Source organism: Clavibacter rahimiani, assembly GCF_052654495.1.
Genome location: NZ_CP199790.1, coordinates 443,156 through 467,355 on the forward strand (window position 1 = coordinate 443,156; position 24,200 = coordinate 467,355).

Annotated in this window: 23 protein-coding genes and 1 tRNA gene; 15 read left to right on the forward strand and 9 right to left on the reverse strand. The window is 73.8% G+C overall.

What is annotated here, in order from left to right:
- Both ACT7CP_RS02210 and ACT7CP_RS02215 read right to left on the reverse strand, forming a co-directional pair.
- Positions 1 to 795 (reverse strand): SDR family NAD(P)-dependent oxidoreductase, encoded by a 795-nt coding sequence (locus ACT7CP_RS02210; RefSeq protein WP_445443205.1) that lies wholly within the window; start codon positions 793 to 795, stop codon positions 1 to 3.
- Positions 796 to 829: 34 nt separating this feature from the next.
- Positions 830 to 1,924: a Gfo/Idh/MocA family protein gene (locus ACT7CP_RS02215; RefSeq protein ID WP_445443206.1), complete on the reverse strand. Its 1,095-nt coding sequence runs from the start codon at positions 1,922 to 1,924 to the stop codon at positions 830 to 832.
- A 174-nt stretch (positions 1,925 to 2,098) separates the two neighbouring features.
- On the opposite strand from ACT7CP_RS02215, the gene ACT7CP_RS02220 reads away from it, so the two are divergent.
- The 9 genes from ACT7CP_RS02220 to ACT7CP_RS02260 all read left to right on the forward strand — a co-directional run bounded on the left by ACT7CP_RS02220 (position 2,099) and on the right by ACT7CP_RS02260 (position 11,843).
- Positions 2,099 to 4,363 (forward strand): glycosyltransferase, encoded by a 2,265-nt coding sequence (locus tag ACT7CP_RS02220; protein ID WP_445443207.1) that lies wholly within the window; start codon positions 2,099 to 2,101, stop codon positions 4,361 to 4,363.
- Positions 4,360 to 5,685, forward strand: coding sequence for a nucleotide disphospho-sugar-binding domain-containing protein (locus tag ACT7CP_RS02225; protein WP_445443208.1), 1,326 nt, complete (start codon positions 4,360 to 4,362; stop codon positions 5,683 to 5,685). Before ACT7CP_RS02220 ends, ACT7CP_RS02225 begins: the two co-directional genes overlap by 4 nt.
- Before the next feature lie 113 nt (positions 5,686 to 5,798).
- The gene (locus tag ACT7CP_RS02230; protein WP_012297729.1) at positions 5,799 to 5,972 is read left to right on the forward strand and encodes a hypothetical protein; all 174 of its coding nucleotides are present in this window, start codon (positions 5,799 to 5,801) and stop codon (positions 5,970 to 5,972) included.
- An 85-nt stretch (positions 5,973 to 6,057) separates the two neighbouring features.
- On the forward strand, positions 6,058 to 7,764 hold the full coding sequence (locus ACT7CP_RS02235; protein ID WP_445443209.1) for a circularly permuted type 2 ATP-grasp protein: 1,707 nt from the start codon (positions 6,058 to 6,060) through the stop codon (positions 7,762 to 7,764).
- Positions 7,765 to 7,769: 5 nt separating this feature from the next.
- Positions 7,770 to 8,699, forward strand: coding sequence for an alpha-E domain-containing protein (locus ACT7CP_RS02240; RefSeq protein WP_119381814.1), 930 nt, complete (start codon positions 7,770 to 7,772; stop codon positions 8,697 to 8,699).
- The gene (locus tag ACT7CP_RS02245; protein WP_445443210.1) at positions 8,696 to 9,541 is read left to right on the forward strand and encodes a transglutaminase family protein; all 846 of its coding nucleotides are present in this window, start codon (positions 8,696 to 8,698) and stop codon (positions 9,539 to 9,541) included. Before ACT7CP_RS02240 ends, ACT7CP_RS02245 begins: the two co-directional genes overlap by 4 nt.
- Positions 9,542 to 9,579: 38 nt before the next feature.
- Positions 9,580 to 10,467 carry an alpha/beta fold hydrolase gene (locus ACT7CP_RS02250; RefSeq protein WP_445443211.1) on the forward strand — a complete coding sequence of 296 codons (888 nt, stop codon included), beginning with the start codon at positions 9,580 to 9,582 and terminating at the stop codon, positions 10,465 to 10,467.
- Entirely contained in the window at positions 10,464 to 10,958 is a 495-nt protein-coding gene (locus tag ACT7CP_RS02255; RefSeq protein ID WP_445443212.1) for a GNAT family N-acetyltransferase, read from the forward strand. The genes ACT7CP_RS02250 and ACT7CP_RS02255 overlap by 4 nt, the downstream gene beginning before the upstream one ends.
- A 150-nt stretch (positions 10,959 to 11,108) precedes the next feature.
- The gene (locus tag ACT7CP_RS02260; RefSeq protein ID WP_445443213.1) at positions 11,109 to 11,843 is read left to right on the forward strand and encodes a TetR family transcriptional regulator; all 735 of its coding nucleotides are present in this window, start codon (positions 11,109 to 11,111) and stop codon (positions 11,841 to 11,843) included.
- A gap of 8 nt (positions 11,844 to 11,851) precedes the next feature.
- On the opposite strand, the gene ACT7CP_RS02265 is transcribed toward ACT7CP_RS02260, so the two are convergent.
- The 3 genes from ACT7CP_RS02265 to ACT7CP_RS02275 all read right to left on the reverse strand — a co-directional run bounded on the left by ACT7CP_RS02265 (position 11,852) and on the right by ACT7CP_RS02275 (position 14,668).
- Positions 11,852 to 12,484, reverse strand: a complete 633-nt coding sequence (locus tag ACT7CP_RS02265; RefSeq protein ID WP_413962278.1) for an alpha-ketoglutarate-dependent dioxygenase AlkB — start codon at positions 12,482 to 12,484, stop codon at positions 11,852 to 11,854.
- Positions 12,485 to 12,591: 107 nt separating this feature from the next.
- Positions 12,592 to 13,803, reverse strand: coding sequence for an alcohol dehydrogenase catalytic domain-containing protein (locus tag ACT7CP_RS02270; RefSeq protein ID WP_445443214.1), 1,212 nt, complete (start codon positions 13,801 to 13,803; stop codon positions 12,592 to 12,594).
- A gap of 166 nt (positions 13,804 to 13,969) precedes the next feature.
- A complete protein-coding gene (locus ACT7CP_RS02275) occupies positions 13,970 to 14,668 on the reverse strand; it encodes a Pr6Pr family membrane protein (protein WP_445443215.1) in 699 nt (232 codons plus the stop codon).
- Positions 14,669 to 14,746: 78 nt separating this feature from the next.
- Here ACT7CP_RS02275 and ACT7CP_RS02280 point away from each other — a divergent pair, with 78 nt between their 5' ends.
- Complete coding sequence (locus ACT7CP_RS02280; RefSeq protein WP_445443216.1) at positions 14,747 to 15,796, forward strand: lipoate-protein ligase LplAB; 1,050 nt, start codon at positions 14,747 to 14,749, stop codon at positions 15,794 to 15,796.
- A gap of 20 nt (positions 15,797 to 15,816) precedes the next feature.
- On the opposite strand, the gene ACT7CP_RS02285 is transcribed toward ACT7CP_RS02280, so the two are convergent.
- Positions 15,817 to 16,101: a GNAT family N-acetyltransferase gene (locus tag ACT7CP_RS02285; protein ID WP_445443217.1), complete on the reverse strand. Its 285-nt coding sequence runs from the start codon at positions 16,099 to 16,101 to the stop codon at positions 15,817 to 15,819.
- Positions 16,102 to 16,206: 105 nt separating this feature from the next.
- On the opposite strand from ACT7CP_RS02285, the gene ACT7CP_RS02290 reads away from it, so the two are divergent.
- A complete protein-coding gene (locus ACT7CP_RS02290; protein WP_445443218.1) occupies positions 16,207 to 17,103 on the forward strand; it encodes an amidase domain-containing protein in 897 nt (298 codons plus the stop codon).
- A gap of 7 nt (positions 17,104 to 17,110) precedes the next feature.
- Here ACT7CP_RS02290 and ACT7CP_RS02295 read toward each other — a convergent pair whose 3' ends face one another.
- Together ACT7CP_RS02295 and pgm are read right to left on the reverse strand one after the other, a co-directional pair.
- Positions 17,111 to 17,608 (reverse strand): ribosomal maturation YjgA family protein, encoded by a 498-nt coding sequence (locus ACT7CP_RS02295; protein ID WP_445443219.1) that lies wholly within the window; start codon positions 17,606 to 17,608, stop codon positions 17,111 to 17,113.
- Between the two features lie 63 nt (positions 17,609 to 17,671).
- A complete protein-coding gene (gene pgm / locus ACT7CP_RS02300; protein WP_445443220.1) occupies positions 17,672 to 19,312 on the reverse strand; it encodes a phosphoglucomutase (alpha-D-glucose-1,6-bisphosphate-dependent) in 1,641 nt (546 codons plus the stop codon).
- 49 nt (positions 19,313 to 19,361) lie between these two features.
- Here pgm and pheA point away from each other — a divergent pair, with 49 nt between their 5' ends.
- On the forward strand, positions 19,362 to 20,321 hold the full coding sequence (gene pheA, locus ACT7CP_RS02305; RefSeq protein WP_445443221.1) for a prephenate dehydratase: 960 nt from the start codon (positions 19,362 to 19,364) through the stop codon (positions 20,319 to 20,321).
- Here the strand turns inward: pheA and ACT7CP_RS02310 are convergent.
- Positions 20,318 to 21,691, reverse strand: coding sequence for an APC family permease (locus ACT7CP_RS02310; protein ID WP_445443222.1), 1,374 nt, complete (start codon positions 21,689 to 21,691; stop codon positions 20,318 to 20,320). The genes pheA and ACT7CP_RS02310 overlap by 4 nt on opposite strands.
- Positions 21,692 to 21,840: 149 nt before the next feature.
- Here ACT7CP_RS02310 and serS point away from each other — a divergent pair, with 149 nt between their 5' ends.
- The 3 genes from serS (at position 21,841) to ACT7CP_RS02325 (ending at position 24,191) form a co-directional block, all read left to right on the forward strand.
- On the forward strand, positions 21,841 to 23,121 hold the full coding sequence (gene serS / locus ACT7CP_RS02315) for a serine--tRNA ligase (protein WP_445443223.1): 1,281 nt from the start codon (positions 21,841 to 21,843) through the stop codon (positions 23,119 to 23,121).
- Entirely contained in the window at positions 23,118 to 23,939 is an 822-nt protein-coding gene (locus tag ACT7CP_RS02320; protein WP_445443224.1) for an HAD family hydrolase, read from the forward strand. Before serS ends, ACT7CP_RS02320 begins: the two co-directional genes overlap by 4 nt.
- A gap of 167 nt (positions 23,940 to 24,106) precedes the next feature.
- Positions 24,107 to 24,191: transfer RNA gene (locus ACT7CP_RS02325), tRNA-Ser, on the forward strand.
- The last annotated feature ends 9 nt before the right edge of the window (positions 24,192 to 24,200 follow it).

Sequence of the window (24,200 nt, forward strand, 5' to 3'; positions counted from 1 at the left end):
CTACGGCAGGATCGCGTCCACGTACCCGCCGTCGACCCGCAGCGCCCCGCCGGTCGTCGCCGACGCCTGCTTCGAGGCGAGGTACACGCACATGTGCGCGATCTCCTCCGGCTCGATCAGCCGCTGGATGAGCGACTGCGGCCGGTGCTGCCGCATGAACTCGCGCTGCGCCTCGTCCCACGGGAGGTCGTCGCCGACGAGCTCGCGCGCGAACGCCTCGACGCCGCCGGTGTGCGTGGGGCCGGCCATGACGCAGTTGACGGTGACGCCGGATCCGGCCGCCGCCTTGGCGAAGCCGCGCGAGACCCCGAGGAGCGCGGTCTTCGAGACGCCGTAGTGGATCATCTCGACGGGCGTCACGACGGCCGAGTCGCTCGCGACGTACTGCACCCGGCCCCAGCCGCGGGACATCATGCCGGGCAGGTAGGCGCGGGTGAGGCGCACGGCCGCGAGCACGTTGACCTCGAAGTAGCGGCGCCACTCGTCGTCGGTGATGGCGAACGGGTCGGCCGAGCCGAAGATGCCGAGGTTGTTGACGAGCACGTCGACCTCGGGGAACGCGGCCACCGCACGCGCCGCGCCCTCCTCCGTCGCGACGTCGGCCGCGAGCACCTCGACGGACGCGTCGGGCCGGTCCGCGAGCAGCCGCTCGCGCGCCGCGGTCGTGCCCTCCTCGCCGCGGCCGTTGACGATGACGCGGGCGCCCGCGTCGAGGAGGCCCTCCGCGATGGCGTAGCCGATGCCCTGGGTGGAGCCCGTGACGAGGGCGGTGGATCCGGTGAGGTCGATGCGCATGCGGTGCCTTCCGAGCGGGTGGTGGGGAGGGAGGTCAGTCGGCCCAGGCGCGCCGCGTGCTGCGGACGGGCTGGCCGGTGGTGGCGGCCTCGTGCATGAGGAGCGCGAGGTGGTGGTCCTGCGACGCCTCGGCGAGCGAGTTCGTGGAGGGGCCGCCCTCGGCGTGCGCGTGCATCTCGACGAGGCACTGCGCGATCGCGATCTCGTCGTCCGCCAGCCGCCCGGGCGCGAACGGGTTCTCGTAGACCCACTCGGAGCCGAGCAGCAGGCCGCGGAGGTAGAGGCCCTCGAGGTTGCCGCCCTGCCCGGTCTCGACGCGCGTGATGTCGGCCCATGTCGGCGTGGTCGCGTCGAGCAGCCAGCTCACGTGCTCGTCGACGATCTCGCCGCGCTCGCCGCGGACGAGCAGGCGGTTGCGGCGGATCCAGGAGAAGTACTGCCGGTCGGCGAAGTCGTAGACGCCGAGGCGGTCGCCGAAGTCGAAGCGCGCGGTGGTCTGCGTGGCCGTGACGACCTCCTCGCGCACGGGATCGCCGTCGCGGTCGGGCCCGGCGACGAGCGGCGACGAGAAGCGGCTCGCCGTGATGGTCGCGTCCTCGAAGCCGATGCCGAGGGCCCGGCGCATCACGCGGACGCCGTGGTAGTCGTGGCACTGCGCGACCGTGGCCTGGCTGATCCGCCCGAGCCTGCCTCCCGCTGCGATCGCGAGCTGCGCGGCGAGCAGCGGCGAGAGCGGGTACTGCTCGGCCACCTCGATCCGCGCCCCCTGGCGCACGAGCGCATCGAGCCGCTCGAGGTCCTCGACCGTCTCACCGGGCGGCGTCTCGGTGAGGACGGCGACGCCGCGGTCGACGAGGTCGGCGATCACGTCGGGCGCGGCGCTCCGCGGCACGGAGACGACCACGAAGGACGGCGCCTCGGCCGCCAGCAGCTCGGCCGTCGTGCGGAAGGTGCGGATCCCCCACTCCTCCTCCAGCGCGCGGCCGGTGTCGGCGCTCCGGGTCACGAGGCCGGTGACGGCGAAGCGCTCCGGGAGGGCCCGCGCGATGCGCAGGAAGAAGGCGCTGCGCCAGCCGCTCCCCACGATGCCGAAGCGGATCTGCGGGGCGGGCGGTGCGGGGCGGGGCATGCCGCCAGCGTACGCGCGGGCCCCGCGATGTCCGCTGGTGACGCTTCGCTGGGGGAATCGCAGCTGGCTGAGGAATACTCGCGAGGGCTGCGAGGCTGTCCCGGGAGCGAACGCTCCCGCCTGAGGCGCCGCACGGCTCCGTCGCAGGAGTACGCGATCCGAGGGGACACGAGCATGGGGATCCAGACGAGCCTCGACCAGGTCGCGCAGTCCGCGCGCATCCTCGACGTGATGCAGGAGGCCGACGAGCTCACGGTCGCCGCCAGCCGCGACGGCGGCGGACGCGCGGTGCGCCTCCTCGCCCGCGCCGCCGCCGACCCCGCCGACCAGCTCACCGCGGTCGCCGCCATCCACGCGCTCGCGCAGGTCTTCGACGAGGCCGCGGACCTCGCGCTCGTCGCGCTCCTCGACCACGACACCCGGTGGATCCGCGAGCACGCCGCCTGGGCGTTCGGCACCCGCCTCCCGCGCTTCGACGCGGTGTCCGGCCTCGTCGCGATGGTGGTCGAGGGCGGCTTCCCCGGCATGCTCGCGCAGCGCACGCTGCAGCAGTGGGCGGGATCCGCGCCCGACCATCTCGCCCTCGCGCTCGAGAACGCGCTCCTCGGGATCCGCGGCGACGGCGCCCGCTCCCGCCTCGTCGAGACCGTGGGGCTCGTGCAGGGCCGGATCCCGGAGCGCGTGCTGCTTCGCGTCGCGCAGGACGCCGCCGAGGGCGCGCTCACGCGCTCGGCCGCCGTGGCTGCGCTGGGCGACCGGCCCGCGGGCGAGGCGACGCTCGCGATCGTCTCCGACATCGCGCGCGGCGACGACGAGGTGGCCGCGGTCGCGCGCCTGGCCGTGCTCGACATCGCCCGCCAGCACGGCGACCACCCCGTCGCGCCCGAGCGCCCGGGTCTCACGGTGGTGCAGCTCTTCCTCCACGCCGACATCGACGCGGGCCTCACGCACGTGGGCGCGGGCGACAACGGCGGAATCGCGACGCTGCTCGTGCGGCTCGGCGACGCGCTCGTGGATCCCGCGGGCCCGGCTGTCGGCGCCCCCGCGGCGCACGACGTAGCCGCCACCACCGTCGCCGGCCGCCCGGTCGACCGCGTCATCACGCTGTCCCGCGGCACCCCCGACCAGGCGCTCGCCTCCCTCGCCCGCGTGTCCGCCGGCGACGACGGCCACGTCTTCGCGCACGTCCCGATGCTCGGCGGCCCGCGCTCCCTCCCCGAGGCGTGGCCGCACCGCGTCGCCGCCGAGCGGGGGATCCGCCGCGTGCTCCGCGCCGCCGGCCGCGTCGACGCCGTGCACCTCCGCATGGCCGACGTGGGCACGCTCGCCGCCTCCACGGTCGCGCGCCAGCTCGGCATCCCCGTCGTCTTCACGGTCGCGCCGGATCCGCACGGCGTGGTCGACGCGCTCGACCGCTCCGGCGCCCTCACGCGCGACCGCTTCGGCGCCGTCGACGCGCGCGAGCACTACTGGTTCCGCGTGCGCCTCGTCCAGCGCCTCGCGGCCGACGCCGCGCACACCGTCCTCTTCCCGCGGCCCGAGCTCCAGCGCGACATCCGCCGCCTCGTCGGCATCGACGTGGACGCGCACCCCGAGCGCCACAGCGTGGTCGCCGAGGGCATCGACGTCGCCGCCATCGAGCGCTCCCGCGACGACGCCCTGCTCGGCGCCGACGCGGACGGCGCGCCCGCCCGCGCGTTCGTCGAGCTCGACGCGCTGCTCGCCGGCCTCCCCGAGGAGCGCCGCGGCCTGCCGCTCGTGATCTCCGTGGGGCGCCTCGCGCGCGTCAAGGGCATGGCGTCCCTCGCGCACGTCTGGGCGGCGGATCCCGCGCTCCGAGCCCGCGCGAACCTCCTCATCGTGGGCGGCGACCTCGACGCGCCGAGCACCGAGGAGCGCGAGCAGCTGGCGCGCATCCTCGAGGCGGTGCCCGGTGCGGATCCCGCCGCCGTCGCCGCCGACCCGCGCGCCGCCGCCGCGTCCGCCGCCTCCGCGGGCCTCCTCCTCGCCGGCCATCGCGGCAACGACACCGTCACGCGCTGGCTCGCCGCCGTCCGGTACGGCCGGCCCGGCCTCGCCGCGCCCGGCGGCGCGTACGCCTGCGCGAGCATCAAGGAGGAGTTCGGCGTCGCGCTCCTCGAGGCGATGTCGATGGGCCTGCCCGTCGTCGCGCCCGCGTCCGGCGGGCCCGCGACCTACGTGGAGGACGGCGTGACCGGCCTCCTCGTCGACACGACGGATCCGGCCGCGCTCGGCACGGGGATCGCCCGCGCGCTCGACATCGCGGCCGGCCCCCGCGCGGAGGCCGCCGCCGATCGCGCGCGCGACATGGTCGCCCGCACCTTCACCATCCAGGCCATGGCGGGCACCCTGTCCCGCGTCTACCGCGACGTCGCCGCCGCCGACGACCGAACCCTCTGGGAGCTCAGCGCCTCATGACCCTGCTCGTCATCAGCCCGGACTACGCGTCCCACCTCTTCCCGCTCATCACGCTCGCGTCGGCCTGGCGGCAGGCGGGCGAGCGCGTGGTCGTGGCCACCGGATCCGCCACCGCCGGCATCGTCGAGGCGTCCGGCTTCGAGCGCATCGACCTCCGGCTCGGCCGCGGATCCAACCCCGGCACCATCAAGGCGGAGGACCAGCCCACCGGCGAGGACGACGCCCTCCGCGGCTTCTTCGCCGCCACCCGCCGCGGCATGGTCGAGACCCTGCGCTTCCAGGCCGAGGCCCGGAGCGACGACCTGCTGTGGGAGCCGGTCGAGACCGCGCGCGCCGTGCAGCGGATCCTCGACGAGGTGCGCCCCGACCAGGTGATCGTCGACCACCTCGCGTTCAGCGCCCGCCTGGCGCTCCTCGCGTCCGGCACCCGGCACGCGGACGTCGTGCTCGGGCACCCGAGCGCGCTGCCCGTGGGCGACGAGGTCTACGGCTTCCCGCCCGCCTGGCCCGCCGCCTTCGAGCCCGAGGAGGAGGACCTCGACGAGCTGCACGCGCTCTGCGTCCGCGTGCGCGACCGCTTCACGGCCCAGTGGAACGACGCCCTCGCGATCCTCGCGCCGTCCATGCGCCCGAGCCGCGACGCCTTCGCGGAGGCCGGTGACGTCCTCCTCCTCAACTACCCCGAGGAGCTGCACGACCCCGACCGCTCCGAGCTCCTGCCGCCGCACGCCTTCATCGGCTCGGCCGTCCGCCGCGAGGCGCCCGAGGCGGAGGTGCAGGACTGGATCGACGCCGGCGGCGACCCCATCGTCTACGTCTCGCTCGGCAGCTTCCTCTCCGTGCGCGGCGACGTCCTAGGGCGCATCGCGGCCGCCCTGCGCGACCTCGACGTGCGCGTGGCCCTCGCGACCGGATCCACCGACCCGGCCGAGCTCGGCGACCTCCCCGCCGACTGGCTCGTCCGCCCGTTCCTCCCGCAGGTGACGCTCCTCGGCCACGCCGACCTCGCGGTCACGCACGGCGGCAACAACTCCGTCACCGAGGCGGCGACCGCGGGCGTCCCCATGCTCGTGCTGCCCCTGTCGACGGACCAGTTCGCCGGCGCCGCCGCCCTCGAGGACGCCGGGCTCGGGATCGCGCTCGCGCCGAACGTCGCCACGGTCACCGAGCTGCGGCAGGCGGCGAAGGCCCTGCTGAACCCGTCCGGCATGCAGCGCGCGGGCCTCGACGCCATCGCGGCGTCGCTCACGCGCTCGCCCGGTCCGCAGCGCGCGTACCAGGCGCTGGCCGGCGGGATCCGCCCGGAGCAGGCCGCCCGCTGATCCGTCGCCCCGCCGGGCGACGCCCGCGCCGCGATCTCGTAGACTCGGACGTGACCGCACGGTGCGCCCGGCGCGGCGGTCGCCCACAGTCTCGGAATGGATCAGGTGCCCTCGTGAACATCGTCGCTTTCATCATCGCGTTCGCCCTCTTCCTCGGCGGCATGGCCCTGTTCGCGTTCGCGTTCTACATCGAGGGCTTCGAGCTGCTCAGCTTCTTCGCCGGCATCCTGCTGGTCTCCGCGTCCATCGCGATCCCCGCTCACATCCTCAAGCGCACCGACGCCTGACCCGCTCCCCGCCCGCCCGCACGCGGCGCATCCGCCGCCCGCGGCCCGAAACACCCGCGACACACGCCGCGGTTAGGCTCCGGCCATGGGTGATCTGTTCGAGGGATACGGCACGCTCGCGGCCGCACGGCGAGCCTCCGGCGGCGCGATGCCGTTCGACGAGATGTTCCGGGATCCGCCCGCCGACGGCGAGCCCGCCGTCACGCGGGCGGCCTACCGCGAGATCCACGCGGCGCTCTCCCGCATGACCAAGGAGGAGCTGAAGGACCGCACCGACGCGCTCGCCACCAGCTACCTCGCGCAGGGCGTCACCTTCGACTTCGCGGGCGAGGAGCGGCCCTTCCCGCTCGACGCGGTGCCGCGCGTCATCGAGCAGGCCGAGTGGAGCCGGCTCGAGAAGGGCGTCGCCCAGCGGGTCCGGGCGCTCGAGGCGTTCCTCGCCGACGTGTACGGGCCGCAGCGCGCGATCCGCGACGGCGTGATCCCCGCCCGCCTCATCAGCTCGTCGAGCCACTTCCACCGCCAGGCCGCCGGCATCGACCCGGCCAACGGCGTCCGCATCCAGGTCTCGGGCATCGACCTCGTGCGCGACGAGGCCGGCGAGATGCGCGTCCTCGAGGACAACGTGCGCGTCCCCTCCGGCGTCAGCTACGTCATCTCCAACCGCCGCGTCATGGCGCAGACGCTGCCCGAGCTGTTCGTCTCGATGCGGGTCCGCCCGGTCGGCGACTACCCGAACAAGCTCCTCCAGGCCCTCCGCGCGAGCGCGCCCGACGGCGTCGACGACCCGAACGTGGTCGTCCTCACGCCCGGCGTCTACAACAGCGCCTACTTCGAGCACACGCTGCTCGCGCGCCTGATGGGCGTCGAGCTCGTCGAGGGCCGCGACCTCTTCTGCTCGGGCGGCCGCGTCTGGATGCGGACCACGGGCGGCCCCATGCGCGTCGACGTCATCTACCGCCGCGTCGACGACGAGTTCCTGGATCCGCTGCAGTTCCGCGCCGACTCCATGCTCGGCTCGCCCGGCCTCATGCTCGCCGCGCGCCTCGGCAACGTCACCATCGCGAACGCGGTCGGCAACGGCGTGGCCGACGACAAGCTCGTCTACACGTACCTGCCCGACCTCATCCGCTACTACCTCGCCGAGGACGCGATCATCCCGAACGTCGACACCTGGCGCCTCGAGGAGCCCGACTCGCTCGAGGAGGTGCTCGACCGGCTGCCGGAGCTCGTCGTGAAGCCCGTCGACGGATCCGGCGGCAAGGGCCTCGTGGTCGGCCCGGCGGCCTCGGCGGGCGAGCTCGCCGAGCTGCGCGCGCGGCTGCTCAAGGACCCGCGCGGCTGGATCGCGCAGCCCGTGGTGCAGCTCTCCACCATCCCCACGCTCGTCGAGGACGGCATGCGCCCGCGCCACGCCGACCTCCGTCCCTTCGCGGTCAACGACGGCCGGGACATCTGGGTGCTGCCCGGCGGCCTCACGCGCGTCGCGCTCCCCGAGGGCCAGCTCGTGGTCAACAGCAGCCAGGGCGGCGGATCCAAGGACACCTGGGTCGTCGGCGACCGCGCCTTTCCGGCGGCCACGCGCGAGCGCAGCGTGCAGGCGCTCGTGGCCGACCAGGCCGCGGTGACCACGTCGATCCCGGTCATCGCGCCCGGCGAGAAGGCGCCCGACCAGTCGCCGCACGACGCCCCGCGCAACCGCGACCAGCACGAGCAGCAGCAGCAGGCCGGCCCGGCGTCCGCCGCCGTCGCCTCTTCTGCCGCCGACGACACCACCGAGGGGGACCGCTGATGCCCATGCTGTCGCGCATCGCCGAGTCGCTGTTCTGGATCGGCCGCTACATCGAGCGGTCCGACGGGACCGCCCGCATCCTCGACGTGCACCTCCAGCTCCTCCTCGAGGACCCGTGGATCGACGAGGACACCGCCTGCCGTTCGCTCCTCAGCGTGATGGGCAGCGACGTCCCCTCAGACGAGGCGCTCGGCCGGGACGACGTGCTCGCGCTCCTCGCGGTCGACCGCACGCAGCCCGCGTCCATCGCCTACTCGCTCGGCGCCGCGCGGGAGAACGCGCGCCGCGCCCGCGAGATCGTCTCGAGCGAGCTCTGGGAGTGCCTCAACACGACGCGCGCCCGCATGCCCCGGAAGATCGCGAACGACCGCGTGCACGAGTTCTTCGGCTGGGTCCGCGAGCGGTCGGCCCTCGCGGTCGGGCTCGTCGAGTCGGGCACGAGCCGCGACGAGGCGTGGCAGTTCTTCACGCTCGGCCGCTCCATCGAGCGCGCCGACATGACCGCGCGCCTCCTCGCCACGCGCGCCCTCACCGAGGCGAGCGGCCCGTCGTGGACCACGATCCTCCGCTCCTGCGGCGCGTACGAGGCCTACCTCCGCACGTACCGCGGGGTGCCGAGCGCGCGCAACGCGGCCGAGTTCCTGCTGCTCGACCGGCTGTTCCCGCGGTCGATCACGCACTCGATCCGCCGGGCCGAGCAGTGCCTGCACGACATCGAGCCGCGGACCGACCGGCTCGGGGTGTCCGACCAGGCGCAGCGCCTGCTGGGGCAGATCCGGAGCGAGCTGGAGTACCGGCCGATCCAGGAGATCCTCGACGACCTCCCGCGCTTCATGGACGCCGTGCAGGAGGCCACCAGCGCCACCTCGGAGGCCGTCCGCCAGCGCTACTTCCCCACCAACGCGGCACCGAGCTGGGTAGGAGAGAACTCGTGAACCGCCTGCGCATCACCCACCGGACCGGCTTCCACTACGAGGGCGAGGTGACCGCGTCGTACAACGAGGCGCGGATGCTGCCCGTGTCGAGCGAGAACCAGTTCGTCCTGTACTCGAACCTCGACATCCAGCCGAAGCCGGGCCACCACACCTACGTCGACTACTTCGGCACGCGCGTCTCCTCGTTCGAGATCCTCAGCCCGCACCGCTCGCTCGAGCTGACCGCCACGAGCCTCGTCGAGGTGCGCCCGCGCACGCATGAGCCGCACCAGCTCGGCTGGGACGACCTCGCGGTCGAGGTGGAGCGGGCGACCGAGCACGTGGAGCAGGTCGCGCAGACCGGGCGCACCGCGCCGCACGAGGAGGTCGTCGCGCTCGCGGAGGAGATCGCGGGTGGCGCCGGCACCCCGTGCGAGGCCGCCGCCGCCATCGCGCGGGCGATCGGCGAGAAGGTCGAGTACATGGCGGGCGTCACGAGCGTCCAGTCGACCGCGCGCGAGGCGTGGGAGCAGGGCCGGGGCGTCTGCCAGGACATCACCCACATCGTCATCGGCGCGCTCCGGCACGTCGGGATCCCCGCCCGCTACGTCAGCGGCTACCTGCACCCGAAGCCGAACGCGGTCGTGGGCGAGTCCGTCACGGGCGAGTCGCACGCGTGGGTCGAGTGGTTCTGCGGCGAGTGGCGCGGCTGGGATCCCACGAACCTCATCGACATCGGCGACCGCCACGTCCTCGTCGGCCGCGGCCGCGACTACCGCGACGTGGCGCCGCTGCGCGGCATCTACGCGGGGCCGTTCCGGTCGAAGCTGTTCGTGCGGGTGGAGATCACGCGCGAGTCCTGAACCGCGGCCGCCTCGGTGTATCCACCTAGTCTGGATCCATGCCCGACGAGGAGCGCTCCACCGGAGGAGCCGACCACCGCACCATCGTGGACGCCGAGGGCGTGACCCTCCACTACTACGTGTGGGAGGCGGAGCGGCCGCGGGCCGTCGTGCACATCGCGCACGGCGTCGGCGAGCACGCGCTGCGGTACGTCCGCCTGGCCCGGGACCTGAACGCGATGGGGTTCACGGTCGCGGCCGACGACCACCGCGGGCACGGCGCCACGGGCCTCGGCCACCTCGGGATCGGCGTGCTCGGTCCGCGGCGCCACCTCGCGGCGCTCGACGGGATCCAGCTCGTGAGCGAGCAGCTCCGCCGGGACCACCCCGACCTCCCGCTCGTGCTCCTCGGCCACAGCTGGGGCGCGCTCCTCGCGCAGCGCATCGTCGCCCGCGCCGCGCACCTGTACGCGGGGCTCGTGCTGAGCGGGGCGTCGCTCGCGATGCCCGGCGTGATCAACACGGGCGACCTCAACAAGCGCTGGCGGCACCCGGCGGCGTCCGGCTTCGAGTGGCTCTCGCGGGACCCGGAGGCGCAGCGCGCGTTCGGCGCCGACGACCGGGCCTTCGACGTCAACGCGCTGAAGCCGTACCGGATGCGCGACTCCGTGCAGATCATGGGCCGCCCGCCGCGGAAGCTGGCGGTGGACCTCCCCGTGCTGATCCAGGGCGGCGAGGAGGACTCGCTCGGCGGCCGGCGCGGGATGCAGCTGCTCGCGCGCGACTACAGCCGGCGGTCGCGCCTCAGCGACGTGCTGCTCATCGTGTACCCGGGAGCGCGGCACGAGATCTACAACGAGACGAACCGCGACGAGGTCGTGGCGGACCTGCGGAGCTGGCTGGAGTCGCGGGTGGCGCCCGTCGCGCCCGCGGACGAGCCCGCGTGACCGACGCCGGAGCGGGCCTCCGCCCGGCGCGCGCCGATGACCTGCCGTTCCTCGAGGACATGCTGCTCGCGTCGATGGACTGGCGCGGCGACGGGGCGATGACGCGCGAGCGGATCCTCGCGACGCCGGAGCTCGCGCACTACCTGGCCGGATGGCCGCGCGCGGGCGACGTGGGCGTGATCGCGGAGATGAGCGGCGCTCCCGTCGGCGCCGCGTGGGCGCGCCTCTTCGCGGAGGACGACCGCGGCTACGGCTTCGTCGCGCCGGACGTCCCCGAGCTCGGCGCGGCACTCGTCCCCGCGGCGCGCGGCCGGGGCCTCGGGCGGCGGATGCTCGTGGCGCTCGTCGATGTCGTGCGCGCATCCGGCGCTTCGGCCGTCAGCCTCAGCGTGGAGGACGGCAACGACCGCGCCCGCGCCCTCTACGCGTCGCTGGGCTTCGTGCCGGTGGGGCGCGAGGGCGGATCCGACGTGCTGCTGCTCCGCTGGTGACGCACGGCGCCCTCCGGCCCGCGGGGTGCGGGACGGAGGGCGGCGGTGCCGCGGGCAGCACGCGCCGTTCACCCGCCGGTCGTCCTCCCGTCGGTCCGCGCCGGTACCGTCCGAGGCGCTCCTGTGCCAGGAGCGGGACGGGAGCGCGACATGAACCAGCGGCAGGCGGCGGTGTCCCGGGCACGACGGGAGATCGTGGAGGCCGCAGGCGCCCAGTTCGCGGCGCACGGCTACGAGGGCACGTCGTTCTCGCGCGTGGCCGAGGCGATGGGGAAGCCCAAGTCGGCCATCGGCTACCACCTCTTCGCGTCGAAGGAGCGCCTGGCGGGCGCGGTCGTCGAGGACCAGGAGGACCGCTGGCTCCGCATCGAGGCGGCGCTCGACCAGCCGGGCACGCTGCCGGAGCTCATCGTGTTCCTCCTCACGGCCGCCCGCACCGTGGAGGTCTGCCCGGTCGCCGCGGGCGCCGTCCGCCTCCTGCAGGACATGCCGCGCCTCGGCCTCGCCGTCGAGCTCCGCTTCGACGTGTGGCGCTTCACCCGGGATCACCTGGAGGCGGAGCTCGCGGTCCAGGGCGTCCGTGCCGACGACCTCGACGGCGCCGTCGACGTGCTGCTCAGCGCCACGTTCGGCGTGCTCTCCTACCGGGCGCCGGGCGCGGCCGAGGGGGACTCCCTCGAGAGGCTGCGCAGCCTCTGGATCCCGCTGCTCACTCACCTGGGCCTCGCCGACGTCGGCACCGTGGTGCGCGCCGCCCAGCCGCTCGACCCGGCGCTGGTGGAGGCGGGGCGCCCGGATCCGTCCGAGGCGCACCTCGGCGCGGCGCGCGTCGCCGCGGCCGACGACGCCACCGCCCCGGCGACCGAGGACCGCGCCCGCGCCTGACGCACGGCTCAGGCGGGCCAGACCGGCCGGAACTGGATGCTGATGCGCGGCCCCACGGCCGACGCCGTCTTGAGGATGGCGTGCTCGTGCGTGCGCTGGGCGCTGCCGCCCATGACCACGAGGTCGCCGTGCCCGAGCGGGAAGCGCCGCACCTGGCCGCCGCCCTTCGGCCGGAGCGACAGGGTGCGGGCGGCGCCGACGGAGACGATGGCGACCATGGTGTCGCGGTCGATGGCGCGCCCGACGCGGTCGCCGTGCCACGCGACGCTGTCGTCGCCCGTGCGGTAGAAGCAGAGCCCCGCGGTCTCGAGCACCTGCCCGGGCGGGCGTCCGTAGTGGTCGTTCAGCGCTTCGCGCGCCTCCACGAGCACGGGCGCCGGCAGCGTCGCGCGCGGACCGAACCAGGAGAGCAGCCGCGGGACCTCGACCACGCGGCCGTGCATGAGCCGCGTGTCGGCCGTCCACTCCACGTCCTCCACGAGGCGCTCGAACAGCGCGTCCGAGTCGGCGACCCAGCCGGGCCGGATGTCGAGCCACGCGCCCTGCCCGAGGTCGAGCCGCTCGACCTCCCCGCCGAGGGCGCCGAGCGTCGGCTCCGCCTGGAGGTCGTCGAAGAGGGAGGCCTGGAACGCGATGCTCATGGCGCGAGCATAGCCCGGATGTTCGAACGCATGTTCGAATGCGGGACGGTCGGGGAGAGCGGCGCCGCCGCCCGGGCGCGTCGTGCGCGGGGCGGCGGCCGCCCGCCTCAACCGACCTCGAGCACGGTCTTCAGCCAGCCCTCCTCGCGCACGTCGAAGTGCTCGTAGGCGTCGATCGCGGTGGTCATCCCCTCGTCCTGCGTGATGAAGCGCGTGGGGTCGAAGACGCCGGAGGCGACGAGGTCGATCAGCGGCGGCGTGACGCGGCGGTGATCGCAGTTCCCCATGCGGATGGTGAGGTTCTTGTTCATCGCGGCGCCGATCGGGTATGACGTGAGCTGGGGCGGGTAGACCCCGATGATCCCGATGCGCCCGGACTTCCGCACCATCTGCACGGCCCACTGCGCGGCTTGGCTCGGCGCGTCGCCGGGCACCCAGAAGCCGTCGTGCGGGGAGGCGCCGGGCGCGACCTGCGCGACCTCGGCGGCGAAGGAGTCCGCCTGCTGCTCGGCCTGCTCGGCGGCGGGGCCCGCGTGCGGGCGTTGCGCGTCGACGCCGACCGCGTCGATCACCGCGTCCACGCCGACGCCGAGGGTCGCCTCCATCACCGCGGCCACGGGATCCTCGCGCTCGAAGTGGATCACCTCGGCGTGCTGCTCGAGCGCCATCGCGAGCCGCGTCTCCACGTGGTCGATGGCGAACACGCGCCCGGCGCCCATGCGGAAGGCGGACGCGACGGCGAACTGCCCCACGACGCCCGCGCCGAGGACGGCCACCGTGTCGCCCGGCCGGATGCCCGCGAGCTCCGCGCCGAACCAGGCGGTGGGGAAGATGTCGCTGAGGAGGATCGCCTGGTCGTCGCTGACCGTGTCGGGCAGCGGGATGAGCGTGTGCGCGGCCCACGGGATCCGCGCGTACTCGGCCTGCAGGCCGTCGACGGGGCCCGTGGTCTCGGGTCCGCCGAAGAACGAGGTCCCGGCCTGCGGGCCGTTCGGGTTGGCGACGTCGCACTGCGCCGTGCTGCCCGCGCGGCACTGCGCGCACACGCCGCACGACATGGTGGAGCACACCAGCACGCGGTCGCCGGGGGAGAACCCGCGCACGGCGTCGCCGACCTCGGTGACGGTGCCGATCGCCTCGTGGCCGAGGATCGTGCCCTTGCGCATGCCCGCCATGGTCCCGCGCACGAAGTGCAGGTCGGTGCCGCAGATGGCGCTGCGGGTGATGCGGATGACCGCGTCGGTCGGCTCCTGGATCCTCGGATCCGGCACCTCCTCCAGGCGGATGTCGCCCTCGCCGTGCCACACGACTGCCTTCATGCTGCCTCGCCTCTCGTCACCGGGCGCGCGGGCCGGATGCGCCGCCGTCCGTGCCTCCGACGCTAGGCCGGCGCCGGGACGGCGCCCGGAGGGCGGGGCCCCCTTGACGCGCGGCGGGCGCGACCGCTACCGGGCGCGCGGCCGAGGCGGCATGCGGCTGTAGGCGTCACCGGGTCGCAGCGCCGACCGCCGTGATCGCCCGCGACGCCCGCCGCCCGATCGCGATCAAGAGGAGCGCCATCCCGCAGATGAACGCCGCGATCACGACGATCCAGATCGCGACGGTCCCGTACCCGCCCCCGCCGGTCGCGGGATCCAGGAATGGGTACGGGTAGTACGTCGCCGCGCCCGTGACCTCGTTGCCCGTGAACGGCCCACGGGCGAGCGTGACCGCGACCCATACGAGCGGGTAGACGACGACCCGGCCGACCGCGCCGTAGCCGAGCGCCCGCCGGTCGGGCGCGAGCAGCCAGTCGAGCAGCACGAGCGCGGGCACGACGACGTGCAGCACCTCGTTCGACCAGGGCAGGTTCCCGCCCGGGATGGTCGGCAGGCCGCGCAGCAGGAGGTTGTAGACGACGCCCGTCGTGACCATGTAGGTCGTCGCGGCCAGCCGCAGGGTCGTCCAGCCGCGCCCGGGCGCGGGTCCCCGGCGGAGCAGCCGCACCGCGCCGATCCCCATCACCACGGCGGCGACGAGGTTCGACTGGATCGTGAAGAACATGAGGAAGTCGACGGTCTTGCCCGCGATCCCCTCCACGCCGACGCTCCGCCAGAACGACGAGCTGACGACGTACTGGCTGACGACGGCGACCAGCACGGCCAGGACGGTGAGGAGGCGGACGACCGCCCAGGTGATGCGCACCCCTCACCGTCGCACATCGCCGTGCCCGCGGCGATCCCCGGACCGTGCGCTGACGCCGGCGCGCCCTAGGCTGGGCGGATGCATGGTGAGTACAAGGTCCCCGGCGGCAAGCTCGTCGTGGTCGACCTGGACGTGACCGACGGCCGCATCTCCGGCTTCCGCCTCGCGGGCGACTTCTTCCTCGAGCCGGACGACGCGCTCGAGGCCATCGACGGGGCCGTCAACGGCCTCCCCGAGGACAGCGACGCCGCCGCGATCGCCGCCGCCATCCGCCGCGCGCTCCCGCCGCAGGCCGTGCTCCTCGGCTTCTCGCCGGAGGCCGTGGCCGTCGCCATCCGCCGCTCGCTCGCCCGCGCCACGGACTGGGGCGACTACGAGTGGGAGGTCATCCACGACCGCGCCTACCGTCCCGTGGAGCAGATGGCGCTCGACCAGGTCCTCGCCGAGGAGGTCGGCGCCGGCCGCCGGAACCCGACGCTGCGCATCTGGGAGTGGGACCAGCCCGCCGTCGTCATCGGCAGCTTCCAGTCCCTCCGCAACGAGGTCGACGCCGAGCAGGCCGCGGCCCACGGCTTCGACGTCGTGCGCCGCGTCTCGGGCGGCGGCGCGATGTACATGGAGGCGGGCGCCGTCATCACGTACTCGATCTACGCGCCCGTCGACCTCGTGCAGGGCATGACCTTCGCCGACTCCTACGCCTACCTCGACGAGTGGGTCATCACCGCGCTCCGCTCGCTCGGCATCGACGCGTCGTACCAGCCGCTCAACGACATCACGAGCCCCACCGGCAAGATCGGCGGCGCCGCGCAGAAGCGCCTGGGCGCCGGCGCCGTGCTGCACCACGTCACCATGAGCTACGACATGGACGGCGAGAAGATGGTGCAGGTGCTCCGCATCGGTCGCGAGAAGATCAGCGACAAGGGCATCACGAGCGCCGCCAAGCGCGTGGACCCGCTCCGCAGCCAGACGGGCATGAGCCGCGCGGACATCATCGACCGGATGAAGGCCACGTTCACCGGCCTCTACGGCGGGAAGCCCGGCGAGGTCACGGCCGAGGAGTGGGCGAAGACGCGCCAGCTCGTCGAGGAGAAGTTCTCCACGCCGGAGTGGCTGACGCGCGTCCCCTGAGGCGGGCGGAGGCGGGCGGGTCAGCCCCGCTCGAGCAGCTCCCGGTAGTCCGGGTGCTCGTCGATCCACTCCGCCACGAACGGGCACGCGGCGACGACCGTGCGGGATCCCTCGCGCACGTCGTCGAGGGCGGCCCGCACCAGCTCCCCGCCGAGGCCGCCGCGCCGCTTGGCGGGGTCGACCTCCGTGTGGGTGAAGACGATGCGGTCGCCCTGGATCAGGTAGTCCGCGAAGCCCGCGCGCTCGCCGTCGAGCCACAGCGTGTAGCGCGAGCCGCCGGGGTCGTGGGTCACGTCGACGCTCATCCCGCCACCCTAGGCGGGGTGTGGTCCGGAGTCGATCCGCAGGGGCCCGGGTTACCCTGGTCGGGCCCGGCATCCCGGCGCACCCCTCGACCTCCGGAGCAGCACGTGACCGCCGACATCCGCCGCCGCAGCATCCTCGCCGCCGCGCTCGCGGTCCCCGTGACCGCCGCCCTCGCCGCCTGCACCCGCCAGGAGCCGGCCCCGCGCACCACCGCCGGCTCGGACGCCGACGGCCAGCCGGCCGCGTCCGGCTCCTCGCCCGCCGTCGCCTCCGTCGAGCCCGCCGCGCTCTCCGTCTCGGGCGGCCAGACCGTCACCCTCGCCGGCACCGGCCTCGCGGCCGCGACGGCCGTCATGTTCGCGGGCACCCCGGGCACCGACCTGGAGGTGGCCGGCGACGGGTCCGTCACGGTGGTCGCGCCGCGCTCCGCCGACTACGAGGACCGGGCCGCCGACATCCAGGTCATGGCCGGCGACGCCGCGCTCACGACCGCCACGGCCGCGTACGCGGCCCAGACGCCCGTCGACCGGCAGCTCCAGTACGCGCTCGCGCACTGGGACGCCTACAACCTCGAGGAGTACGGGGACTTCAACCCGTCGGGCGGCGACTGCGTCAACTTCGTCAGCCAGACCCTCATCCAGCGCGGCTGGGAGATGACCACCGAGTGGCACAACCGCGGCGGCGGATCCGACTGGACCTACGCGTGGATCCACGTGCCCACGTTCGACAAGTGGCTCGCCGCCAACGCGACGGCGCTCGGGATCACGCGCCTCGAGCTCGCCGACCGCGACCGCCTGAAGGTCGGCGACATCGTCATCTTCGACTGGAACCGCAACGCGTCGGGCGACCACACGCAGATCGTCTCCGCCATCGAGCCGAAGGCCGGCGGCAACGTCGTGAAGATGGTCGGCCACAACCTCGACAACGACTACCGCGACCTCGACGAGACCATCACCACCGAGCACCCCGGCGCCGAGGTGCACTTCTGGAGCGTCTCCTAGCGGACGCCTAACCCACGTCGCCCATCCCGCGGCCCACCCGGAGCAGGCGGTCGACGAGGAGCACGAGCAGCACCCCGAGCGCGTAGGCCGCGAGGTCGAGCGGGTCGAAGCCCGTGCCGAGGATCAGCCGGCACAGCGGCACGTGCAGCGCCCAGATCGCGGGCCACCCGGTGATCTGCAGGAGCTCGATCCCGGTGCACCACACGAGCACGGCGGCCCCGTGCACCACGGTGTCGACCCGCGGCATCACGGCGATGAGCGCGAGGTGGATGGCCGCGGCGTAGAAGAGGTCCGGCCACAGGCCCCGGCCGTCCGAGTGCGTGACGACCATGCCGGCGATGACGACCGCGAGCAGGGCGGCCAGCGCGACCACGCGGCGACGGGCGTGGCCGTCGGGCAGACGCACGTCGCGGTCGACCACGGGCGCGGCGTCCACGGGGCCGTCGCCGGGACGCGTCGGCGGCTCGTCCCAGAGGAACGCGTCCACATCCCCGGAATGGCGCATGAGCCCACCGTAGACACCGCGGATGCGAGCGCGCCCAGGGCGGCGCCGCACCCGCGGCGCGTGCTAGGCCTCGAGCGCCGCGTCGACGATGCGCTTGGCCTCGGCCTGCACCTCGTGCAGGTGGTCGAGGCCCACGAACGACTCCGCGTAGATCTTGTAGACGTCCTCGGTGCCGCTCGGGCGGGCCGCGAACCAGGCGCGGTCGGTGACGACCTTGACGCCGCCGACCGCCGCGCCGTTGCCGGGCGCGGTGCTGAGCTTCGCCGTGATGGGGTCGCCCGCGACCTCGGTGGCCTGGATGGCGTCGCCGTCGAGCTTGCCGAGGGTGGCCTTCTGCGTCTTCGTGGCGGCCGCGTCGACGCGCTCGTACACCGGGTCGCCGAAGCGCTCGGTGAGCTCGCGGTAGAGGACGCTGGGCGTCTTGCCCGTGACCGCGAGGATCTCCGCGGCCAGCAGCGCGAGGAGGATCCCGTCCTTGTCGGTGGTCCAGACGGTGCCGTCCATGCGGAGGAAGCTGGCGCCGGCCGACTCCTCGCCGCCGAAGCCCACGGATCCGTCGATGAGGCCGGGCACGAACCACTTGAAGCCCACCGGCACCTCCCAGAGGCGGCGGCCGAGCGAGTCGGCGACGCGGTCGATCACGCTGGAGGAGACCAGCGTCTTGCCGATCGCGGCGTCCTCGCGCCAGTCCGGGCGGTGCGCGTAGAGGTAGTCAATCGCGACGGCGAGGTAGTGGTTCGGGTTCATGAGCCCCGCGTCGGGCGTGACGATGCCGTGCCGGTCGGCGTCGGCGTCGTTGCCCGTGAGGATGTCGAAGTCATCCTTGCGCGCGAGCACGCTCGCCATGGCGGAGGAGGACGACGGGTCCATGCGGATCTTCCCGTCCCAGTCGAGGGTCATGAACGACCAGGCGGGATCCACCTCGGGGTTCACGACCTCGAGGTCGAGGCCGTAGCGCTCGCCGATCGCGGCCCAGTACTCGACCGAGGCGCCGCCCAGCGGATCCGCGCCGATGCGGACGCCGGCGGCCTTGATCGCCGCCATGTCGATGATGGAGCCGAGGTCGTCCACGTAGTGGCCGAGGAAGTCGTAGCCCTCGACCTTCCCGCGGGCCTCCTCGAGGCTGACCCGCTTCACGTCGACGAGGCCGGCCGCGATGATCGCGTTCGCGCGCGCCGCGATCCACCCGGTGGCGTCGGAGTCGGCCGGTCCGCCGTGCGGCGGGTTGTACTTGAAGCCGCCGTCGGCCGGCGGGTTGTGGCTGGGGGTCACGACGATGCCGTCGGCCACGTCGTCGTCGCCGTGCGCGTCGTCGCGGTTCCAGCGGAGGATCGCGTGCGAGAGCGCGGGGGTCGGGCACCAGGAGTCGCGCGCGTCGACGAGCACGCGCACGCCGTTGGCGACGAGCACCTCGAGCGCGGTGTCCTCGGCGGGCTTCGAGAGCCCGTGGGTGTCGCGGCCGATGAACAGCGGGCCGGTGATGCCCTGCTCGGCCCGGTACTCCACGATCGCCTGCGTGATCGCGAGGATGTGGTCCTCGTTGAAGGCCGTCTTCAGCGAGCTGCCGCGGTGGCCGCTCGTGCCGAACGCCACCTTCTGCTCGGGGTCCTCCACGTCGGGATGGAGGTCGTGGTAGGCCCGGATCAGCTCGTCGATGTCGATGAGGTCGGACGGGAGGGCGGCGGTGCCTGCGCGGTCATGCATGGATCCATCCTGGCACCGGGCCCCGCCGATTCCCATCTAGGGTGCAGGCATGCCCGACTCCTCCCGGCCCGACGAGACGTACAGCTACCTCGGCCCCTCCGGCACCTTCACGGAGGCCGCGCTCAAGCAGGTGGAGGCGGCGCGCGGGCGCACATGGCGGGCCGTCAACAACGCGTCCGAGGCGCTCGCCGACGTGGTCTCCGGCACGTCGGTCGCCGCGATGATCGCCATCGAGAACTCCGTCGAGGGCGGGGTGACGGCCACGCAGGACGCGCTCGCGAACATCCCGGGCCTCCGGATCCTCAGCGAGCACCTCGTGCCCGTGTCCTTCGACCTCGTGGTCCGGCCGGGCACGGCGCTCGCCGATGTGCGCACGATCGCCGCGCACCCGGTCGCCTACGGCCAGTGCCGCCGCTTCCTCGAGCGCGAGCTGCCCACGCACGGCCACCTCCCCGCGTCGAGCAACGTGCAGGCGGCCATGTCGCTGCTGGAGGACGGGACCGCGGACGCGGCCATCGCGCCCCCGCAGATCACGGAGAGCCAGCCGCTCGAGGCCGTGGCGCGCGCCATCGGCGACAACCCGAACGCCGTCACGCGGTTCGTGCTGGTCGGCCGCGCGACCACGCTGCCGCCGCGCACGGGCGCCGACAAGACGAGCCTCATCGTCGAGCTGCCGGATGACCGCGCCGGATCCCTCCTCGACCTCCTCGAGCAGTTCGCGACCCGCGGCGTGAACCTCGCGCTCATCCAGTCGCGGCCCATCGGCGACGAGCTCGGGCGCTACCGCTTCGTCATCGACGCCGAGGGGCACGTGCACGACGAGCGCGTGGCGGACGCCCTGCTCGGGATCCGCCGCTTCAGCCCGCGGGTCACGTTCCTCGGCTCGTACCCGCGGGCCGACGGCGCCCCGAGCACCTACCGCGCGCAGTACGAGGACGGGGTGTTCCTCGAGGCGCGCGACTGGCTGCGGGGCATCGTCTCGGCCGAGCCCGGCTCGGGCGGCGCCTAGGCGCGGTCGCGGTCGAGGTCCTTCGAGCGCGCGCCGGTGGCCCGGCTGATCAGGTAGAGCACCACGCCGACGGCCAGCAGGATGGCGCCGAACAGCCACACCTGCCCGCTCTGCTGCGTGAGCAGCAGGATGCAGGACAGCACGCCGAGCACCGGCACGATCGTCCAGACGCGGAAGTGCGCGTGCTCGACGCGGTCCTTCCGGAGCACCAGGACGGCCGCGTTCGTGCTGATGAAGACGAACAGCAGCAGGAGCACGACGGTCTCGGCGAGCGTGCCCACGTCGCCCACCGAGGTCAGCGCGACGGCGACGATGGTGGTCGCCACGATCGCGACCCAGGGCGTCCGGCGGTTCGGCAGCACCCGGCCGAGGATCCCGGGGAGCAGGCCCTGCTCGGCCATGCCGAAGGTGACGCGGCTCGCCATGATCATGGTCAGCAGGGCGCCGTTCGCGACCGCCACGAGGGCGATGAGGCTGAAGATCCAGGCGGGGATGCCGACGCCGGTGGCCTGGACCACCGCGAGCAGCGGGCCGGTCGACTCCGACAGCTCGTCCGGCGAGAGCGCGACGGAGCTGGCCAGGGCGACGAGGACGTAGACGACGCCTGCGGTGGCGAGCGACCCGAAGAGCGCCTTCGGGTAGACGCGGCTGGGGTCGCGCACCTCCTCGGCGATGTTCGCGCTCGTCTCGAACCCGACGAACGAGTAGTAGGCGACGATCGCGGCCGACAGCGTGGCCAGCGCCGCGTTCGAGCCCTCGGGGAACTGGGTCACGCGCGAGACGTCGCCGCCCCCGCCGCCGAGCATCACGGCCACGACGACGATCACGATGACGAGGCCGCTCAGCTCGACCACGGTCATGATCACGTTGCCGCGCATGCTCTCCGTGATCCCGCGGGCGTTGAGGGCCGCGACGAGCAGGAGGAACACGATGGCCGCGGGGATCTGCGGCACGTCGAACAGGGGCTCGAGCAGCGTCGAGAGGTACTGGCCCGCGAACGCGAGCGACAGGCCGGCGGCGCTCACGACGCCGGCGGCGAGCATCGAGAAGCCGACGAGGAACGAGATCACCGGCTGCTTGAAGGCGCGCTCGGCGAAGATCGCGGCGCCGCCCGCCTTGGGGTACTTGGTGACGAGCTCGGCGTAGGAGCCCGCCGTGAGGAGCGCCAGCAGCAGCGCGACGACGAGCGGCACCCACAGCGCGCCGCCCACGTCCTGCGCGAGCGTGCCCATGAGCGCGTAGATGCCGGCGCCCAGCACGTCGCCGAGGATGAAGAGGAAGAGGAGCGGGCCGGTGATGGCCCTCTTGAGCTTCGAGGCGCCCGCGTCGGACCCGCCCGCGTCCTGCTCCCTGCCGGTGGTCGTGGTCATGCGCGTGCCTCTCGTCCTCGGATGCCGGGCGCGTGCCCGGCGGGCGCGCAGGAGCGCGCCGCCTCTAGAGCTTGGCCCGGTCGGGCGCCGGCGTCCCGGACGGGTCCGACGGCCGGGACGCGCCCGACCCGCTTCGTTAGAGTGACGGGGTGATCGATCCGCAGACCCTCCGCGACCATCCCGACCTCGTCATCGCCTCGCAGGAGCTGCGCGGAGCCTCCGTGGAGGTGGTCGACCAGGCGGTCCGGGCGGACGCCGAGCGGCGGCGGGCCGTCACCGAGTTCGAGGGGCTGCGCGCCGAGCAGAACGCGCACGGCAAGCTCGTCGCGAAGGCCGACAAGGCCGACAAGCCGCGCCTCATCGCCGAGGTGCAGGAGCTCAAGGCGCGCGTCACCGCCGCCCAGGAGCGGGCGCAGGAGGCCGAGGCCGCGCTCGACGAGGCCATGCGGCGCATCCCCAACATCGTCATCGACGGCGTGCCCGCCGGCGGCGAGGACGACTGGGCGCTCGTGCGCGAGGTCGGCGAGAAGCCGGCGTTCGACTTCGCCGCGCGCGACCACCTCGAGATCGGCGAGATCCTCGACGCCATCGACATGGGCCGCGGCGCCAAGGTCTCCGGCGCGCGCTTCCACTTCCTGAAGGGCATCGGCGCCCGGCTCGAGATCGCGCTCATGAACTTCGGCCTCGCCCGCGCGCTCGAGGCCGGCCTCGTGCCGCTCATCACGCCCACGCTCGTGAAGCCCGAGATCATGGCCGGCACCGGGTTCCTCGGCGCGCACGCCGACGAGGTCTACCGCCTCGACGACGACGATCTCTACCTCACGGGCACGAGCGAGGTGGCGCTCGCCGGGTACCACGCCGACGAGATCCTCGACCTGGCCGCCGGCCCCATCCGCTACGCCGGCTGGTCGACGTGCTACCGCAAGGAGGCGGGCTCGTACGGCAAGGACACCCGCGGCATCATCCGCGTGCACCAGTTCCAGAAGCTGGAGATGTTCTCCTACGTCGACCCCGCCGACGCCGAGGCGGAGCACGAGCGCCTGCTCGCCATGCAGGAGCGCATGATGCAGGACCTCGGCCTCGCCTACCGCGTCATCGACACGGCCGCCGGCGACCTCGGGTCGAGCGCCGCCCGCAAGTACGACGTCGAGGCGTGGGTCCCCACGCAGGACGCCTACCGCGAGCTCACCTCCACCTCGAACTGCACCACGTTCCAGGCGCGTCGCCTCGGCACGCGCTTCCGCGGCGAGGACGGCCGCACCACGCCCGTCGCCACGCTCAACGGCACGCTCGCCACCACGCGTTGGATCGTCGCGATCCTCGAGACGCACCAGCAGGCCGACGGCTCCGTGCGCGTCCCCGAGGCGCTCCGCCCGTACCTCGGCGGCCTCGAGGTGCTGGAGCCCGCCACGGCGAAGGCCGCGCGATGACCCCGCGGGTGCCCGACGCCGACCGCCTCCTCATCGCCCTCGACATCGACGGCACCCTCCTCGGCGAGGACGGCTCGCTCGACGAGTCCGTCATCCGCGAGGTGCGGCGCGTGGAGGAGATCGGCCACCTGGTCATGCCCTCCACCGGCCGCTCGGTCGCCGACACCCTGCCGATCGTCGACCGCCTGGGGATCCACCCCCGCTACATGGTGTGCTCGAACGGCGCCATCACCCTGGAGCGCGACGCCGACGCGCCCACGGGCTACACGCGCCGCCACGTCGAGACGTTCGACCCCTCGGACGTGCTGCAGCGCATCCGCCCGCACCTCGCGAGCGGCCGCTACGCCGTCGAGGACGCGGACGGCGTCTACCTCTACTCGGGCGGCGACTTCCCGGACGGCGCCCTCGAGGCGAACGGCCGCCACGTCGAGTTCGAGGAGCTGCTTCACGTGCCCGCGACGCGCGTCGTCGTCATCTCGCCCGGCCACGACATGGAGGACTTCCAGGACGTCGTCGAGCGGATGGGCCTGCACCGCGTGAGCTACTCCATCGGCTGGACGGCGTGGCTGGACATCGCGCCCGACGGCGTGAACAAGGCCACCGCCATGGAGCGCGTGCGCGAGCTGCACGGGATCGCCCGCACGCACGTGGTCGCCATGGGCGACGGGCGCAACGACATCGAGATGCTGGAGTGGGCCGGCGAGCACGGCCGGGCGATCGCGATGGGCCAGGCGCCCGCCGAGGTCATCGCGGTCGCGACCGAGGTCACGGGGCCGATCACCGAGAACGGCGCCGCGGCGGTCCTCGCCCGCCTCTGACGCGGCCGCCCGATTCCCCACCTGGGGAGAGTTCAGGCGGCTCCGATCCTCCCCGTGCGAGAGTGGCGCCTCCCGCGCGGCCACCCGGCCGGACCACCGCGGGCCGACCGGCCACCGGTAGGATCCTGATCGATCGCATCCACCGCCACGCGGGCGGACGCGCATCGGGAGGGCTGTCCGAGCGGCCGATGGAGCCAGTCTTGAAAACTGGTGGGCAGAGATGTCTCGTGGGTTCGAATCCCACGCCCTCCGCCCGGAGAG